This window comes from Halobacterium litoreum (assembly GCF_021233415.1).
Taxonomy (GTDB): Archaea; Halobacteriota; Halobacteria; order Halobacteriales; family Halobacteriaceae; genus Halobacterium; species Halobacterium litoreum.
Map to the genome: position 1 here is coordinate 2,500,290 of NZ_CP089466.1, position 17,468 is coordinate 2,517,757.

Consider the following 17,468-nt stretch of genomic DNA (forward strand, 5'->3'; position numbering starts at 1 on the left):
CTACTTTTCCAGGAACAGGATCTTCTCTTCCTGGATTGCGTTCTTACTGTGGACTTCGCCGATTGCAGTTGAGTTGAGGCTCTTCTCGACCAGATTCGCCTTCTCGTATCCAACCATCTCGCCAATGTCGTAGAGGAAGTCATCAGTCGGGATCTCGACGACTTCCTTGTCGTCACCAGCTTTGGTGGTGTTTCGACCGACCACGAGTACGAAGTTCCCTCCTTCGGGAAGCATCTGGTGCCCTTGATCCAGGACGTCACGCATGTCCCGGAAGTACTTGTAGAGGAGCGCAGCCTTGTTCTTCCGACGGAATCCGACGTCGGCGTCAACGTTGAGGTCATAGACGCGCTTGATGAGTTCCTTCACGTTGTCGGGAAGCCAGAGCGAATCATAGTTGTCGAGGAACTCTGCTTCCAGATCTTCTTTCTCCTGCGGGCGGATCTCACGGTTTCCGATGACCTGTCGTTCGAGGTCGCGTCGGTCCTTCTTCTCCAGCAGTCCCAGCGTGAAGAGCGAAAGACGATACGTATCGACGTAGGGGAGACCCGTTGCATACGGGGGCGAGCAAACCATATGGTCTATGTCAGGGAGTGAGGTCTCCTCCGCCATTGTGGTCGCGTCCGCCTGTTCGACGACGGTCTCCTCGTTGAGATCGAACTTTGTCTTAAAGTCCTGCGTATCCTCGACGCGCTTGACGTTCTTGTTGAACCGGTCTTCGAACATCTCGTAGACGTCGACATCCTCCGGAATCTCGTCAGCACGGAGTACCCGGATCTGATCCTCGTCCTGGTGGGAGACTGTCCGAAGCAGGTCACTCAGCGTGATGAACAGGAGCTGTCGAACCTGATCGTTCTGGACGTCAGAGATTTGGCTGTGGAGGCCACGGACCTGGTTGATGACGGGGTCCTCGAACCACTTATCGAGATAGTCGGGTTCCGGAAGGGTGTACTCCTCGCTAGTGAGTGTTTTGCACGAGAAGGAAAACTCCCGCATCTCGCTGAGGTCTACGTCGAGCGTGCTGACCTTTGTTCTCGACAGGTAGACCGAGAACGGGTTGATGTCGATGCCGACTGTGTTCAGCGACTCCAGGCGACCCTGGTAGAGCGTCGTCCCGCTGCCACAGAACGGGTCCATCACCGTATCTCCTGCTTCAAGGTCGAGCAGACTGAAGATCGTAGAGACGAGTTGCGGATAGAACTTACCTGTATACTCGTGTAGTCCGTGTCCGAGATAGCGGGCCGATTTCCGTGTCCCCTCTGGAACTTCAGTCAGCTCGTATTGGTGCCCTCGCGGAGTGAGAGTTTCGCCCGACTCTTGGTTTTTTACCGTCTGAAAGAACGGGAGTGTCTCCAGATTGTACTCGGGAACCTCTGCCTCGGTACTCAGACTGAGACCGTTCTCGACGAGGAATGGGTTCTCGGAGATTTCGCCGTACTGCTCCAGAATCTCCTCGCACATGTCCTCCTCGTAGCTCCACATACTGTAGTCTGGATAGACGAGGAGGTAGTCAAGCATGGTCTGGTTCTCACTCATCGCTCGAACACCAGAATTGCTTCCTTCTTCGCCCGTGCGTTCTCAGGGTTGAACGTCTTCTTGGTGGAGTCGATGTTCCGGAAGAACTCCTTCTCGACCTCAAATGCGGTGTCTTCCGCGAGTTCCTTCATCAACTCGTTATTCCGGACGATTTCACCTTCCAGTTTCGAGTCGCCGATGACCATACAGAGGCGACCACCCTCCTTTGTGTTCTTCTCCAGATTCCGAAGACACGCCGTCATGTTCTCGCGGAACGTTTCCATGTTCTCCTCCTTCGATCGGTTCTGGTAGACGAGGTGCGCCCCTATCTCGTCATGTTTCATCTGACGGGGCTTCATGTCCAGCCAGAACATCCGATACTTGTGGTATAGGTGGTAGTCGTAGGCGTTAGGATACGGCGGTGACGTGATGATGAGATCGGCCTTCTCGTCGAGCGTAAAGTCCTCTCGGAGATCCTGAGAGAAGACGGTCGGAGTGTACTTCTCGTCGCAGTCGTTGTAGAAGTCCTCCATACCCCGAACCATCCGGTTGAGTTTATTCTCGTATTTGCGGATGGTCTCGCCGGGCTCCATTTCGTTGTCGACGCGAGTGTACCGCGTGTTACTGTCCTGGTATGAGACGTTGACGATGATACTGGAGAACCCGGTTTTGAAGAAGTCCTGGAGACTGTCGTCCTCAACCTCGTTGATGTATCCCTTGATTATGGACAGCTCGCGGATCGCATTGTCCGAGAACCATCCGTCCAGTTTTGGGATGTCAGGAACCTCATACTCTTCTTGGAAGTTATGGGCTCGTTTGACATCGTCGAGGTGGTCACGGACATTGTTACCCAAAGTTTCCGGCTCCAACGGGGTCGCCTTCGACCGTGTCATTAGAGTGGCAAGAGGGTTCAAATCAGTCCCGACTGCGTGACGATCTTTGCGAATCGCCTCGACAACTGCAGTTCCACAGCCGCAGAATGGATCCCATACGACATCCCCTTTCTCGGAGAAGTATTTCATTAGAGTCGCCGGGATCTGCGGGATGAATTTTGCAGGGTAAGGATGGTAGTCGTGTGTAAATTTATTTGTTTTTGCATCTTCAAACCGCCAGTCGACGAAATCTAAGTGGTCCGATTCCATTCTATACTCTCTGTGTTGGCTACTCTCTTCCTCATGCGTGATATACCCAATGTTTCCTAAGCCACTATCTCCACTACTGCCGCTGCTCAAAAATTGAAATATATTTGATGGTTTTGTACAGTAGGGAGGGGATATCATGTTCTGTGAAAATCCTGGCTGATGTTTTTGCTTGATCTGATGTTTACTAGTATTCTCCGCGCCGTTATGCTCAGACGGTATTCCTTTTTGTTGTGGGTTCAAACTCATTTGTGCTTCCTCCACGGAAGCGTGGTCGCGTGCTCCTACCACGCGGCCTCTGACTTTCGAGGCTGTACCATGCTTCCCCACTACTATTAGTATATAGAACGCTATAAATCTTGAAATCAATCTGTCATGTGCCGTTATACGCCCATTGGATGTGTGACTTATTTGGGTTTAATACTAGACAGTATCTCGATCTCAGATGCCGGGTTAGGATGACGCCGTTCACGAGGATACTCAGACGACTAAGAAACTCTTGGAACTCGGGGGCGTCCAAGCGTGTTCGTGTTACGAACAGTCTATTCTATGAGGAGTACAATCGGACATCGACGCGACTCGATAGGGCACTCTGGCTAATCGGAAAAATTGGGTCAGCGGAGGATAGACTACTTGAGCGAGAAGGTAGATCGGTACTGACAACGTGTGGTTGGTTTTGCTCAACTCCGTTCGACTATCCCAAAAATGGCCCTTATTTGGAGAGGCATCCGGACAGGCGTTTATGTTTTTTATTACCCAAATCTGCAGTTTTCTTGAATTGATGAGGTCGTCTCAATCGTGGCCGAACGGTGTTTTGCAGTTCTAGAACTGGCAGAGAACCCCTACCCTATGAGGGGCCGGCTCGTTACTGTTACTCGGTAGTCCCTCCGCTGCTATCCGCTGTAGAGTGATAGTAGCTCAGTCTATGAGTGTGTTGGCTCGATTCCAATGGGTAGCCATATGTCATAGACCGTGTTTTCGGGCGAGACCAACGTAGTTCAGTCTACGACTGAGCTAAGATCTCTATTGAGTCCCCGCTGAGCCAGTCCGTAACCAGACCTATTAGATATTCTAAATTAGTAAGATCCTCAACCACTCGCGTATCGACAGTCGCCGTGACCAGAACAGAAGTCAATAACCACTATACCAGAGAAAAGATGCGTATGTGGCTGAAGATCCTACTAAGTTAAGCTATCTAATACATCCTACCCGAAAGCCGGGAAGTTGAGGAAGTCCGGCCACACAAATTCATCTTTGAGGGCGAACTGCTCCGTGTTCCTGCCGTTGTCCTTCTTCACGACTTGGCCTAAACCAAGAGTCTCCAGTAGATCCATTCGCTTGCGCAACGTCTTGCGCGTTGAATCTGTCCCGCGGTGAGTCCTAAGATCCTTGGACGTGATCGGATTCGGTGTTTCAGGATCAACCACAGCACGAACGATTCCTCGGCGTTCTTTATGCATCGTACTCAACGCCAGACGACTAGACACTTGGACGTCGTCTAGCTGGAGTTCTTCGCGGCCACACAACAGAGCGTGCCCGCGGGCGATATTTCGCAGACTGCTCATAATTCGATGTTCTCCTTCTCGTGTTCCGGTTTCAGTAGGTGCTCGGCAGTACGCAACAAGATGGGCAAGATAGACGATCCCATCACGAACCTCACCGTGGGCAGCCGAATCCCACGTCACACTACCGTAGCCGCCATAGTGTTCCCAGACGTTACGTAGGAACGAGATTACCTCCGTTTGGCATTCAGCAACTTGCTCTCCATATTCACGCCCCTCAAACACATCGACAGCGACCTCGTGGGGACTCGCTTTACGTGGCAGGTAATGGAAGACCAGTCGATTTCCGACGTGGCCCATAGCACTCCAAGCCCGGCCGTCAAGCGGCGTCGTCGCTCCGATGAGGGCGAATCGATAGTCGCCGTCGTAGCCACGCGAGCCGTGTGATCCAGTATCTCGGTGATAGCCTGAACCGTCCATCACTCGGGCGATTGTCGCCATCGTCGACCGAATCTGCTCGAAACTACCGCTAAACCAGCCTGCCATATCCGGATTGACGAGCGACTTGCGACGGATCTTCGGTAACAGATCGTACTCTGCTAGCTCCTCCTCATTCTTGGACGGTTCATGACTTACGAACGCGGCGGGGGTGAGGTCGTCGCTCCAGTAGACTAGTTCCTCGTCGTTGAACTCGGCCCCTTTGAGGAAGTCGAGAGCCGTAGTCTTCCCTGCGCCGCTAGGACCGACAACAGCGATCCCCTCACAGCTATCCGGTCCGTCTAGCAGCAACGTCGTCTTCGTTGAGAGAACAGCCTCCGTGACGAGCGCGATACGCTTATCGAACACGTCCTCGACATCCTGAAGGACGGCGTCAAGGTTAGAAGCTGTACTATCGAGGTTAGTCATCAGAGACCTCCGGCTTCGAGAAGACTCTGTTCCAATGGTTGCTCTTACGTGGCTCAGATTTGACTGAGACTAATCTACGCGGAATCGTTGCGTGAGCGGCTACTATGTATCCGTCAATAACGCGAACCCAGTCTACCTCACACAGAGGATGAGCAATAATCCATCTAATAGCGGGAGGGACTTCGGTGGAGATCGTCATTCGGTCTGTTTCCTTGGAGCCGTACAGACGGACCTCCTTCTCGCAGGGGAACATCTCGGGGTCTTCCCGAACTTCTCTGTTCTGGAGCAGCTCGGGATCCGGGTCATTGATCCTCATGATCGGACCCCTCCATATTTGCTGCTATAGTCAATACCTGATACTGTCGACTTCCATGACCGCTTAGGACGGTCAATCTGTGTTCGGCTCATTTGTGGTCCTACGGGATTCAACTGAGGTTTCCCTGAGACCCCACGACCGCCTACCTACGGTATCGGCATCACCGTCCTCGACACTCCGAGGGCGGTCGTTCTAAAATCCAAGAGTGACATTTGATGTATTACAGCGTCAGTTCGCCACCTACATTAACATTTCGACACTCTAAGCAGTGTAAAAATCTAAAAATCGATTAATTTATACCGATTTCGTGTCGCCGAACTTCTGGTAAGCATCTTTGACATCATCGTCGAGGATTCTAAGATAGCGTTCAGTCGTATCCAAGTTCTTGTGGCCCAAGTGCTTCTGGAGCGTCCGAATGTCGACACCGGACTTCAGAGCGTGGATAGCGTGTCCGTGCCGTAAGCTATGTGTCGTGATTCGCCATTTCGGCTTCCCGCCGGCGTCTGTGTACATCTGCTCTTGACAACCGGCGTTCTTGGCTGCCTGAACCACTAGCTTCCCGACCGTCTGTCTCGAAATCTGCTCTGATCGTTGACTCGGAAAGAGGTACGGGGACGTGGTCGATGGCCCATACGCATCCCGATACCCGCTATCGATCCACTGGTCGAGAAGGAAATCAAGAGATGGCTGGTAGTAGACTGTCCGCCAGTCGTCCGTCTTACTGGAATAGACCCGAATGCTCCGCTCCTCTCGGTCGATATTCTCTAGCTCCATACCAGCGAGTTCGTGACCTCTGACTCCGGTCTGCCACAGAAGCCGGATGATCAGCCGGTTCCGAAGTTGTGGCGACGGAGCGTGTTCGACCATCGCCTCCTTCTCGTCCTCGGTGACGTAGACGACATCTGCCTCGTTGTGCTTCTTCGTCCCGTTCGTGAGCGACCGTAGGTTACTCTGGTCGATTTCGTCGGCCGGGTTCTCCTCGATGACGTCCTTCCGGTCGAGGAATTTGTAGAACAGGCGAACACCGGACAGAGAGCTGTCGATTGAATTGGGTGCGTACCCCTTGTTCGCCAAGTGAGCGAGGAAGTCCTCAATTTCGAGCGGTCCAATCTCAGTCGGTTCGTATCCCGTCTCCTCCAGCCACTCGTTGAATCGGCGGAGCGCGTTCTTCCGTGCTTCGTGCGTGCCCGCTGACTTCATCCCCTTGACCCGCTTGAGAAAGCGGTTCATATGGTCGTTCTCGAACTCGGGCATCGATCACACCTCCTTGTAGTAGCGGCCGTCGTCGGTCTCTCTGACCGCATACGTCGTCTCCTGTAGGTGGTCGAGAGCGGCCTGTATCTGGTACCGAGGCACGTCGAGTCGCTCCGACAGCCACTCAATCGATCCCTGTTCCGGAGCAGGGACGCCGTCTGCCGTTTCGGAAATAACTGGCTCCGTGTGGGCCTCCTTCTTCGAGGGAAGCATCTCGAAGATATCGTCCGCAAGGGCCTCCGTTTCGGGTCCAACCGCCTCGCCGGTGACGGCTTCCCGAACGTCCGTGAGTTGCCCTTTGATCCCGTCGAGGTGCTGTGCGAGTTGCTCCTGTTGGGTGTTCAGTTCCGTTAGCTGTTCGTGGATCTCCTGCGAGACCTCTCCACTGGAGCCGCTGGCTCGGTCGTGGAGGTATCGATTGACGGCTACGCGCACGAGTTGCGAGAGTGAATCGGCGTCGGGGTCGTCCTGAGCAGCCGACTCCCACTCATCTTTGGTGTCTGGATACACAGCAAGGGTGACGATCTCGTTTCGACGATCCTCGCCGTTCATTCTGACCGCCCCACGTTGTAGTCCTGTTCGGGATCGAAGCACTCGAAGCACGGGAGATCGTCGCCATCTGGACCGGCACACCATTCCTTATCATTCTGACAAGTATCGTCCTCCTCGTCAATAGTCGGTTTAGCGAACTGGTCGATAGTCGTGACAGCGCGGCCGCTGTAAGGCGTTTCTGAAGCCATCTCTACATAGCATACTAAGACTGATAGGATATTAATTGTATTGGATAGTTGACACTATATCTTGGGCATATGCCCTAGAGAATATCTGGAGAATATAAACTCGCGCATTCGCCGACGGCAAGGCGGCTACGCGAAGCGGAGCCGTCGAAAACCATAGCCGGCGGGACCGCGCCGGACCGACTACTCCCCGACCGCCGTCCCGGACTGCCCGCGGCGCCCGCCGAGCGTCACGAGGAACAGTATCGCCAGCCCCACGAAGTACATCGCCACCATCGGGAGCGCGATGAGGAGCATCGTGTAGAGGCTGTCCGGCGTGACGAGCGCGCCGAACGCGAACATCGAGATGACGGGGACGCGCCAGCGCCGCCGCATCGTGTCATAGGAGACGATGCCGCCGAGGTGGAACAACACCATCGTCACCGGGATGTCCGCGAGCAGGCCGATACCGGCGGTGAGCAGGAACACCGTCCACGCGAAGTTGCTGACGGTGTAACTGATCATCATCTCCGCGCGGAGCGCGTCGTAGACGAGGTAGGAGATGACCTCGGGCGCGACGAACGTGTAGCCGACGTAACTCCCGGCGAGCAGGCCGCCGACGATGCCGCCGCCCCAGACGGCGATGGTGCGCCGGTCGCCGGTCACCCAGCCGCGGTCGGCGAGCGCCGGCCACACGTAGTAGACCATCAACGGGAGCACGCAGATGGCGGCCAGCACGGTCGAAATCTTCACCTGGAAGACGAGCGCCTCGACCGGGTGGAGCGTGATGGGCCAGTCGACGGTGCCCGCGGGCTGGACGTCCTGGGGGATGCGCGCGATGAAGTCGTCCCGCAGGTCGCCGAAGCCGCCGTAGTAGAGCCACCCGAAGATGCCGACGAGCAGCGCCATGAACGACCCGACGATGCGGAACGCGCGCGACCGCAGGCTGTCGAAGATAAAGCGGATGTCGTAGTAGTAGCCGCCGATGTCGTCCTCGGTGGTCTCCTCCTCGGTGAACGCGTCCACCATCCCGGCGGCCGTGGACTGGACGGGGTTCGAGTCCTCGCCCTCGCCCTCCGCGGCGGCTTCGGCTTCCGCTTCGAGGCGTTCCTGGACCTGGTCGTAGCGGTTCAAAATCGCCTGGGCTTTCTCGTCGTCGCCGTCCTCCATGGCGTCTTGGGCTTCAGCGAGCGCCTCGCCCTCGCTCATCTGCGCGAACGTCTCGGGCGGCGCGGCGCGAACGCCGGGCGCGTCGAGGATGCCGAGGTCGATGTCCGCCGGGGAGGCGCCGGGGCCGCCGCGCGCGGCGACGGTCTGTGCGGCGCGCTCGATGGCGACGTACACGTAGTAGAGGAGCGCGGCGAGGAGCGCGAGCGCGGCGAAGATGCCGCCCAGAATCAGGTAACTGGTCGCGGGGTCGACGCCGAACGCCTCGGCGGCGGTCGGGACGTTCACGGACGACCCGATGAAGTCGAGGGCGTCGTTGAACGCGGCGACGCCGCCAAAGTCCCCGACCGCGTAGCCCGCGGCGAACCCGAGGACGCCCGCGCCGAGCACGCGGTTCCAGCGCTCCCGGAACACGCCGCTGACGTCGACGTGTTCGCGGCCGCGTTTCATCGTCACGACGACCTTCGCGAGGTACAGCGAGAGGCCGTAGAGGAGGATGAGCGGCGCCGCCCACAGAATCTGCGTGAACGGGTCCGGCGGCGAGAAGAACGCGCCGAACGCGAAGATGCCGACGACGGCGTACTTCCACTTGTCGCGGAACGTCTCGTAGGGGACGATGCCGGAGTACGACAGCGCCGACATCAGCAGCGGGAGCTGGGCGGCGAGCGAGAACGAGAGCGCGAGGAAGAAGATGAACTCCGTCCACTTCACGATGGAGTACTTCGGCGCGAGGCCGGCGCCCGTGGCGTTCCCCGCGAGGAAGTCGAACATCAGCGGGAAGAACAGGAAGTAGGCGTACGCGATGCCGACGACGGCGAGCACCGCGCTCATCGCAGCCAGTCCGAGAATCTGGAGCGTGGAGACGTTGACGTCGGGGATTATGTCGCGTTCCTGCAGGGGTTCTCTGGCGTGATAGAGCAGGACTGGAATCGCGGCGGCGCCGCCGGCGAACAGCCCGATTTTCACCTGCATCAGGATGACGTCGAACGGCGTCTGCGCGATGACGGACGCGCTCTCGACGAGCAGGTCCTCCCGGAGTTGGGGCCAGACGTACAGCCGCATCAGGAAGATGCCGCCGAGCAGGCCGACGACGAACGCGATGAAGACGTGCTGGAGGCGTCGCTGTGCGGAACCGAGCAACACCCCGATGGTCTCCCGGCCGGAGTTGATGGCGCGGGCCGTCCCAGGGTCCACGATGTCCGAGCCGGAGTCACTCATTGGGTTCGGGTTGCCCGCTCGCAATTATCAATCTTCCCGTCGAACGCCAAAAGAAAGCCTATAACGGCCCCGTCGCCAAGTGGCGTACAGGAATGGCCGAGGAACCGGACGGCGGGCGAGAGGAGGTCGGCGAGCGCGAGCCGCGCGTCGATTGGACGTCCCTCCAGCCCGCCGTCCGTCGCGTCGGAGACGGCGAGGACAGCGCCGAGAGCGCGTCCTCGGACCGTCCGTCCGGCTGGGCGCACTTGCCGCCGGCGGCCCGGCGCGTCGAGGAATCGGGCGCCGGCGACGAGTGGGACGGCCCCGACCTCCAGCCGCCGGGCCTCCGGGAGGGCGAGACGGCGGCGACGGACCCGCAACTGCTCGCCGACGACGAACACCAGGCCGACGAGCCGGAGGGCGACGTGCCGTCGCCCGACGACCACGAGGTCGTCGACCCGGCGAGCGCGCCCGAGCCGGAGGGAACCGACGGGCTGGTCGCGAACGCGCCGGAGACCGACGAGGAGGCGCCGCTCGCGGTCCACGTCGAGGAGATGATAAAGCGCCTCGCCATCGTCATCGCCGTCGCGGGGCTGGCGAGCGTCGTCGTCTTCCCGCTCACGGAGGAGCTCGTCACCACCATCTGGGACTACGTGTTGCCGGGGTCGGGCGACGAGGTCGTCGACCCGCGCGTCTACCACCCGCTGGAACTCATCATCACGCAACTGAAGGTGGCGAGTCTCGCGGGCCTCGTGGTCGCGCTGCCGGCGTTCGTCTACGAGTCGTACGCGTTCATGCGGCCGGGGCTCTACGAGAACGAGCGACGGTACTACCTCGCCGCGGTGCCGACGAGCCTGGTGTTGGCGGTGCTGGGCGTGTTCTTCGCGTACTTCATCGTCCTGCCGTACACGATGGACTACTTCCAGGGGTACACGCAGGGCACGGCGGACGTGGCGTTCGCGCTCGGCACGACGTTCAACCTCATCCTGATGGTGATGGGGTATCTCGCCGTGGTCTTCCAGATTCCGCTGTTCATCATGCTCGCCATCATGCTCGGCGTGGTGACGCGGCGGTGGCTGGAGGACCGCCGGCTCCTCTTCTGGGCGGCGTTCGCGGGTATCTCCTTTACGTTCGGCGCCATCGACCCGACGGGCGTCGTCCCCATCATCGTCGCGCTCACGATGATTGCGCTGTTCGAGGCGACGCTCGCGCTCCTGCGGTGGACCGGAAACTAGGCCCCGGCCCGACAGTTTAAACCGCGGGACGGGCCTACCCGACTCCAATGAGAGTCGCGGAGGTTCCGGGCCTGCCCGACGGCGTGGCCGACTACTTCGAGGCCGAGGGCATCGAGGAGCTGTACCCGCCGCAGGGCGAGGCCGTCGAGCGGGGGGTCACGGAGGGCGAGAGCCTGGTGGCGAGCGTGCCGACCGCCAGCGGGAAGACGCTGGTCGCGCAGTTGGCGATGCTGTCCGCCATCGCCGAGGCGGACGGCGACGGCGCCGCGTTCGGCGGCGACGGGACTGCCCTCTACATCGTCCCGCTGCGGGCGCTCGCCGGCGAGAAGGCCGGCGAGTTCGAGGCGTTCGAGCAGTTCGGGCTGTCCGTCGGCGTCTCCACGGGAAACTACGAGAGCGACGGCTCCCGGCTGTCGGACAACGACATCGTGGTCGCCACCTCGGAGAAGGTCGACTCGCTGGTGCGGAACGGCGCGGACTGGATCGACGACCTCTCCTGCGTGGTCGCCGACGAGGTCCACCTCGTGGACGACGACCACCGCGGCCCGACGCTGGAAGTGACGCTCGCGAAACTCCGCCAGCGCGTCGCTGACTTACAGGTCGTCGCGCTGTCCGCGACGGTCGGGAACGCGGACGAACTCGCGGACTGGCTGGACGCCGAACTCGTGGACTCGGACTGGCGCCCCATCGACCTGCGGACGGGCGTCCACTACGGGGAGGCGGTCCACTACGACGACGGCACGCAGGCCGAACTCTCGGTGGGGTCGGGGAGCCAGACGGCGGCGGTCGTCGACGACACCTTACAGGACGACGGGTCGACGCTCGTGTTCGTGAACTCGCGGCGGAACGCGGAGGCGTCGGCCCGACGGCTCGCGGACGTGGCGAAGACCGCACTCACCGACGAGGAGCGCGCCGACCTCCGCGAGGTCGCCGACGAGATTCGGGCCGTGAGCGACACGGAGACGAGCGACGACCTCGCGGACGCCGTGGCGAAGGGCGCGGCGTTCCACCACGCAGGCCTCGCACGCGAACACCGCGAACTCGTGGAGGAAGCGTTCAGGGACCGCCTCGTGAAGGTGGTCTCGGCGACGCCGACGCTCGCGGCGGGCGTGAACACGCCGAGCCGCAGAGTGGTCGTGCGCGACTGGCAGCGATACGACGGGACGGCGGGCGGGATGCAGCCACTCGACGTGCTGGAAGTCCACCAGATGTTCGGGCGCGCCGGGCGTCCGGGCCTCGACCCGTACGGCGAGGCCGTCCTGCTCGCGAACAACCACGACGAACTCGAGGAACTGTTCGACCGGTACGTGTACGCCGACCCGGAACCGGTGCGCTCGAAGCTCGCGGCCGAACCGGCGCTGCGCACGCACGTCCTCGCGGCCGTCGCGACGGGCTTCACGACCACCGAGGAGGCGCTCCACGAGTTCCTCGGGGAGACGCTCTATGCTACTCAGACCGACGACCCCGGGCGCCTCCGGAGTGTCACGCGGGACGTGCTCGCGTACCTCGACCGGAACGGGTTCGTGGAGCGCGAGGACGGCGCGCTCCGCGCGACAAACACCGGCCACCTCGTGAGCCAACTGTACGTCGACCCGATGAGCGCGGCGACCATCGTCGACGGCCTGCGGGACGCCGCGCGAGCGAACTCGGATTCGAGCGCGGACGCCGACGCGTCGGCGGGCTTCCAGACCGCGAACGAACTCCGAGCAGACGAGGAACTGCCCGCGGACGCGAGCGCGGACCCGTCGCCGCTCGGCCTCTACCACCTCGTGAGCCGGACGCCGGACATGTACGAACTGTACCTGCGGTCGGGCGACCGGGAGACGTACACCGAACTCGCATACGAGCGCGAGGACGACCTGCTCGGGCCGGCGCCCCGCGAGGAGGCGCCCGACTGGGAGGACTGGCTGTCGGCGCTGAAGACCGCGAAACTGCTCGACGACTGGACGTCGGAGTTGGACGAGGACCGCATCGCGGAGCGCTACGACGTCGGGCCGGGGGACATCCGCGGGAAGGTGGAGACGGCGGAGTGGCTGTTGCAGGCGGCCGAGCGCCTCGCGGGCGAACTCGACGTGGACTGCGCGGCGTCGGTGCGGGCGGCCCGGAAGCGCGTGCAGTACGGCGTCCGCGAGGAACTGCTGGACCTCGCGGGGGTGAGAGACGTGGGTCGGAAGCGCGCGCGGCGCCTCCACAACGCGGGCATCGAGTCCCGCGCGGACCTCCGGGACGCGGACAAGTCCGTGGTGCTGGGGGCGGTGCGGGGCCGGGAGGCGACGGCCGAGCGGATTCTGGAGAACGTCGGCCACCGGAACCCCGAGATGGGCGAGGTGGACGCGGACACGGAGACGACGGCGGCCGTGGAGGCCGAGGAGCGCGACGGGCAGGCGAGTCTGGGTGATTTCTCGTGAAGGTCGTCGAGGGCGTCGCGCGCGTCGACGACGTGGACGCGTTCGTCGCCGAATTGGGCGACGTGGGCGACGAGTACGGCTGTGCGGTGCAGGCGTTCGACGCCGACTACGTCGCCGGCCGCGCGCACCTCGAAGCCGCCGTCGAGCGCGCGAACCGGGCGTTCGAGCGCGGGGAGAACGTGGCGAGCGACCGCGCCGTCGAGATTCTGCTGTACGCGGCGGGCCGCCGGCAGATTCGGCGCGCGCTGGAGATGGGCGTCGGCGAGGGCGAACACGAAGTCGTCGTGGTCGTCGACGGCGAGGACGAGTCGGGCGCGGCCGAGGCGGTCCGCGGCCTGCTCGAAGCCGAGCGCCCGACGCTCGGCGGCGACGAGGCGACGCTCCGGGCGTTCTTCGGCGTGAGCGACGCCGAGTACGCGGTCGTGGACGACCTCCCGGGAGTCGTCCGAGAGCGCGTGGCGCTGCTGGACGTGGAGAAGTAGCCCGAGGACAGTTAGCACACCCCGTTCCAGTCGAAACGAAGGGGTTGTGGGTCGGCGCAGTCGGGTGGTTCTCCGCGCAGCAAGGTGGTAGACGGGCGGCGTCTTCGCCGTCACGTCAGCGATTTTTCCAGTCGAAACGGTGCCCGCGAGTGGCGGACGTTCGTCAGACAGACAGCAGACGACCGGGCGGGCGAACCGCTTTGTCGTTGGAAATCCAACCACTCTAGGCGTGTCCGACCCACTCGTCGTCTCGCTCGCCGACCCGCGCGCCGCCGAACCGGCGCTGACCGGCGGGAAGGCCGCGACGCTGGCGCGCCTCCGCACCGCCGACTTCCCCGTCCCCGACGGGTTCGTCGTCACCACCGCGGCGTACCGCGCGCACGCCGACGCCGCCGGCGCGAGCGACCGCCTCGCCGCCCTCGAACGCGGCGAGGAGAGAGCCGCGAGCGCGCTCCGCGACCGCCTGGCGGGGACGCCGCTCCCCGAGCGCGTGCTGGGTTCCATTCGCGACCGACTGGACGACGGCGCGTACGCCGTGCGCTCGTCGGCGACCGCCGAGGACCTCGCGGAAGCGTCGTTCGCCGGCCAGCACGACACCGAACTCGGCGTCGACGCCGCCGACGTGCCCGACGCCGTGGCGCGCTGTCTCGGGAGCCTGTTCACCGACCGCGCCGTCGCGTACCGCGAACGCAACGGCGTCCCGCACCGGGGCGTGGCGATGGCGGTCGTCGTCCAGCGCATGGTCGAACCCGACACCTCGGGCATCCTGTTCACCGCCGACCCCGTCACCGGCCGCCGGGACGTGGCGGTCGTGGACGCCGGCCCGGGCCGCGGCGAGCGACAGGTCTCCGGCCGCGAGACCGCCGACACCGCGCGAATCGACCGCGAAACGGGCGAGGTACTCGACTACCGCGTCGGCAGCGGGCGGGCGGCCCGCGTCCTCGACGACGACACGCTCCGGACGCTCGCCGACCTCGGCGACCGCATCGAGGCCGAACTCGGCGGCCCGCAGGACGTGGAGTGGGCAATTCGGGACGGCGACGTGTCGGTGCTCCAGTCCCGGCCCGTGACGTCGCTGTTCCCCGTGCCTGACCCGCGACCCGCGGACGACGCCCTGCACGTCTACTACAGTTTCGGCCACCGGCAGGGGATGACCGCCGCGATGCCGCCGCTGTCGCTGGGGTTCTGGCGGGACCTCACGAACGAACTCGGGCGACAGTACGGGCTGCCGGGGCGCCTCGGCGCTGTCGCGGGCGGCCGCCTCTACCTCGACCTCACGCCGTACGTCGCGCGGCCGTGGCTGGCCGACCGAATCGTCTCGAACCTCCGAATCATCGACGAGCCGACGGCGGCGGCGCTCGCCGACCTGCTCGCCGAGCGCGGCGGCGACCTCCCCGACCCCGCGACGGGGCCGCGGGCGTGGCTCCGCGCGGCCGGGTCCGCGGGCCGGTTCGCGCGGACGCTCGTTGCTTTCGTCGCGGGGTTCCCCGGCGCGCTCGCCGCCCGGAACCCCGAGGACGCGCCCGACGACCTGCTCGCGCGCTACGAGGAGGAGGTGGCCGAGAGCGTGGCGGCGGTGCGCTCTCACGACTCGGCGCGCCAGCGCGTCCGCGCCGCCCGCGACGCCGTCTTCGAGTCGGTCGATTGGCTGCTCGAACCGTTCTACGGGCGGTTCCTCGCTGGCGTCGCGGCGGGGTGGGCGCTCCGCCGCCTCGTCCCCGAGCGCGCCGACGACGTGGCCGAACTCGCGGGCGGGTTCGAGGGCGACGTGACCGCGCGGATGGGACTGGCACTCGGCGACGTGGCGGACGCGGCGCGCGACCACCCGGCGGTCGCGGACGCGCTCCGAGACGGCGCGACCCTCGACGACCTCTCGGGCGTGCCGGGCGGCGACGCGTTCCGCGCGGCGTTCGCGGACTTCCTCGACGAGTACGGCTTCCGCGGCCCCGGCGAAATCGACCCGAGTCGCCCCCGGTACCGGGACGACCCGAGTCTCCTGCTCGGCGTCGTCGCGGCGCGCCTCGACGCCGGCGAGCGCGGCGCGCACCGCGACCGGTTCGCCGCCCGGCAGGCGGACGCGGCGGCCGCCCGTGACCGCCTCGAAGCCGCCGCCCACCCCCTGCTTCGGCCGGTCGTCCGGCGGCTCTGCCGGCTGTACCGCCACTACGTCGGCCTGCGCGAACACCCGAAGTTCGCGCTCTCGAAACTGCTCGCGGAGTTCCGGACGCAGGTGCTCGCGGCGGGCGACGAACTCGTCTCCCGTGGCGTGCTGGCGGACCGCGAGGACGCGTGGCTGTTGACGCTCTCGGAACTCGACGCGGCGCTCGCGGACGGCGCGACGCCCGGCGACCTGCCGGCGCGCCGCCGCGACCACGAGCGGTTCGCCGCGACCGACGCGCCCCGCGTCGTGACGAGCGACGGCGAGGTGCCGACGGCGCGGGTGGAACCGACCGAGGACGCGAGCGACCTGACGGGGACGGGTGTGTCCCCGGGCGTCGTCGAGGGGGTCGTGCGCGTCGTGACGGACCCCCGGAACGCCGACCTGCGGCCGGGCGAGGTGTTGGTCGCGCCCTACACCGACCCCGGGTGGACGCCGCTGTTCCTGAACGCCGGCGCGCTCGTGACGGAAGTCGGCGGCCGGCTCACGCACGGGTCGCTGGTCGCCCGCGAGTACGGCATTCCCGCGGTCGTCGCCGTGGACGGCGCGACCCGCCGCCTGCGGACGGGCGACCGGGTGCGCGTGGACGGCGCGAACGGCGTCGTGGAGCGCATCGAGTAGTCAGCGGTCGGCGGGAACGACGAGCACGGGCGCGTCCGCCCGCCGGAGCACGCGGTCGGTGACGCTCCCGAGATACCGGGCCGCGAGACTCCGCGAGCCGGCGGACCCCATCGCCACGAGGTCGACGCCCTCGTCGGCGGCGTACTCGCAGAGCGCCTCCGACGGGTGGCCGCGACGAACGGCGCGTCGGACGCGCACGTCCTCGCGGTCGGTGACGCGCTCGCTGGCTGCGTCCACGCGTTCCGCGGCCCGCGATTCGAGGCGTTCGACGAACGAGCGGTCGACGCCGCCGGCGCCGAACACGCCACCCTCGCGTTGCACGTCCACGACGGCGACGACGTGGACGGTGGCGTCGAAGCGCGCGGCGACGGCCGCGGCGTGAGACGCGGCGGCGAGGGCGTTCTCGCTCCCGTCGGTCGGCAAGAGCACGTCGTCGTAGGTCGTCCCGAGGTCGTCGGTGACGCCCTCGCCCGCGACGGTGAACACGGGCGCGGGCGCACTGCGGAGCACGCGCTCGGTGGTGCTACCGAGCACGCGCTCGCCGACGCCCCGGCGGCCGTGACGCCCCATCACCACGAGGTCGGCGTCGCGCTCGCGGGCGAACGCGACGATTCGCTTCCGGGGGTTCCCGGTCGCGGTGTGCGTCGCGACGGCGCGGTCGGCGGCGAGGCCTTCGACGGCCGCGAGCACGTCCGCCGGAGCGACGTCACCGGTGTCCACGTGGAGGACGTCCACAGCCGCGTCGAACGCCGCGGCGAGTTCGACGCCGTACTTCGCGGCGCGGAGCGCGCACGCGCTGCCGTCGACGGGGACGAGGATGCGGTCGAACATCGCGTTCGAGCGTACGCGAGACCG

Annotated in this window: 12 protein-coding genes; 4 read left to right on the plus strand and 8 right to left on the minus strand. The window is 63.9% G+C overall.

From position 1 onward, the window contains the following. The 7 genes from LT972_RS13725 to tatC all read right to left on the minus strand — a co-directional run bounded on the left by LT972_RS13725 (window position 1) and on the right by tatC (window position 9,730). Window positions 1-1,533 (minus strand): DNA methyltransferase, encoded by a 1,533-nt coding sequence (locus LT972_RS13725; RefSeq protein WP_232570945.1) that lies wholly within the window; start codon window positions 1,531-1,533, stop codon window positions 1-3. Next, on the minus strand, window positions 1,530-2,654 hold the full coding sequence (locus LT972_RS13730; RefSeq protein ID WP_232570946.1) for a DNA methyltransferase: 1,125 nt from the start codon (window positions 2,652-2,654) through the stop codon (window positions 1,530-1,532). Before LT972_RS13730 ends, LT972_RS13725 begins: the two co-directional genes overlap by 4 nt. A 1,202-nt stretch (window positions 2,655-3,856) precedes the next feature. Continuing rightward, on the minus strand, window positions 3,857-5,059 hold the full coding sequence (locus tag LT972_RS13735; RefSeq protein ID WP_232570947.1) for a hypothetical protein: 1,203 nt from the start codon (window positions 5,057-5,059) through the stop codon (window positions 3,857-3,859). Further along, window positions 5,052-5,375 carry a hypothetical protein gene (locus LT972_RS13740; RefSeq protein WP_232570948.1) on the minus strand — a complete coding sequence of 108 codons (324 nt, stop codon included), beginning with the start codon at window positions 5,373-5,375 and terminating at the stop codon, window positions 5,052-5,054. The genes LT972_RS13735 and LT972_RS13740 overlap by 8 nt, the downstream gene beginning before the upstream one ends. 294 nt (window positions 5,376-5,669) lie before the next feature. Next, entirely contained in the window at window positions 5,670-6,629 is a 960-nt protein-coding gene (locus tag LT972_RS13745) for a tyrosine-type recombinase/integrase (protein WP_232570949.1), read from the minus strand. A gap of 3 nt (window positions 6,630-6,632) precedes the next feature. Beyond that, a complete protein-coding gene (locus LT972_RS13750) occupies window positions 6,633-7,181 on the minus strand; it encodes a hypothetical protein (RefSeq protein ID WP_232570950.1) in 549 nt (182 codons plus the stop codon). 368 nt (window positions 7,182-7,549) lie between these two features. Continuing rightward, the gene (tatC, locus tag LT972_RS13755) at window positions 7,550-9,730 is read right to left on the minus strand and encodes a Sec-independent protein translocase TatC (RefSeq protein WP_232570951.1); all 2,181 of its coding nucleotides are present in this window, start codon (window positions 9,728-9,730) and stop codon (window positions 7,550-7,552) included. Window positions 9,731-9,822: 92 nt separating this feature from the next. On the opposite strand from tatC, the gene LT972_RS13760 reads away from it, so the two are divergent. The 4 genes from LT972_RS13760 (at window position 9,823) to LT972_RS13775 (ending at window position 16,613) form a co-directional block, all read left to right on the plus strand. Further along, a complete protein-coding gene (locus LT972_RS13760) occupies window positions 9,823-10,944 on the plus strand; it encodes a twin-arginine translocase subunit TatC (protein WP_232570952.1) in 1,122 nt (373 codons plus the stop codon). A gap of 47 nt (window positions 10,945-10,991) precedes the next feature. After that, window positions 10,992-13,352, plus strand: coding sequence for an ATP-dependent DNA helicase (locus LT972_RS13765; protein ID WP_232570953.1), 2,361 nt, complete (start codon window positions 10,992-10,994; stop codon window positions 13,350-13,352). Continuing rightward, window positions 13,349-13,834, plus strand: a complete 486-nt coding sequence (cgi121, locus tag LT972_RS13770; protein WP_232570954.1) for a KEOPS complex subunit Cgi121 — start codon at window positions 13,349-13,351, stop codon at window positions 13,832-13,834. The genes LT972_RS13765 and cgi121 overlap by 4 nt, the downstream gene beginning before the upstream one ends. A 229-nt stretch (window positions 13,835-14,063) precedes the next feature. Beyond that, window positions 14,064-16,613, plus strand: coding sequence for a PEP/pyruvate-binding domain-containing protein (locus tag LT972_RS13775; RefSeq protein WP_232570955.1), 2,550 nt, complete (start codon window positions 14,064-14,066; stop codon window positions 16,611-16,613). Here LT972_RS13775 and LT972_RS13780 read toward each other — a convergent pair whose 3' ends face one another. Then, complete coding sequence (locus tag LT972_RS13780) at window positions 16,614-17,444, minus strand: universal stress protein (RefSeq protein WP_232570956.1); 831 nt, start codon at window positions 17,442-17,444, stop codon at window positions 16,614-16,616. Window positions 17,445-17,468: the final 24 nt, after the last annotated feature.

Excerpts from the sequence above, each read along its gene's own strand:
- LT972_RS13725 (WP_232570945.1), bottom strand. The coding sequence starts at position 1,533 with ATGAGTGAGAACCAGACCATGCTTGACTACCTCCTCGTCTATCCAGAC.
- LT972_RS13730 (WP_232570946.1), bottom strand. The coding sequence starts at position 2,654 with ATGGAATCGGACCACTTAGATTTCGTCGACTGGCGGTTTGAAGATGCA.
- LT972_RS13735 (WP_232570947.1), bottom strand. The coding sequence starts at position 5,059 with ATGACTAACCTCGATAGTACAGCTTCTAACCTTGACGCCGTCCTTCAG.
- LT972_RS13740 (WP_232570948.1), bottom strand. The coding sequence starts at position 5,375 with ATGAGGATCAATGACCCGGATCCCGAGCTGCTCCAGAACAGAGAAGTT.
- LT972_RS13745 (WP_232570949.1), bottom strand. The coding sequence starts at position 6,629 with ATGCCCGAGTTCGAGAACGACCATATGAACCGCTTTCTCAAGCGGGTC.
- LT972_RS13750 (WP_232570950.1), bottom strand. The coding sequence starts at position 7,181 with ATGAACGGCGAGGATCGTCGAAACGAGATCGTCACCCTTGCTGTGTAT.
- tatC (WP_232570951.1), bottom strand. The coding sequence starts at position 9,730 with ATGAGTGACTCCGGCTCGGACATCGTGGACCCTGGGACGGCCCGCGCC.
- LT972_RS13760 (WP_232570952.1), top strand. The coding sequence starts at position 9,823 with ATGGCCGAGGAACCGGACGGCGGGCGAGAGGAGGTCGGCGAGCGCGAG.
- LT972_RS13765 (WP_232570953.1), top strand. The coding sequence starts at position 10,992 with ATGAGAGTCGCGGAGGTTCCGGGCCTGCCCGACGGCGTGGCCGACTAC.
- LT972_RS13780 (WP_232570956.1), bottom strand. The coding sequence starts at position 17,444 with ATGTTCGACCGCATCCTCGTCCCCGTCGACGGCAGCGCGTGCGCGCTC.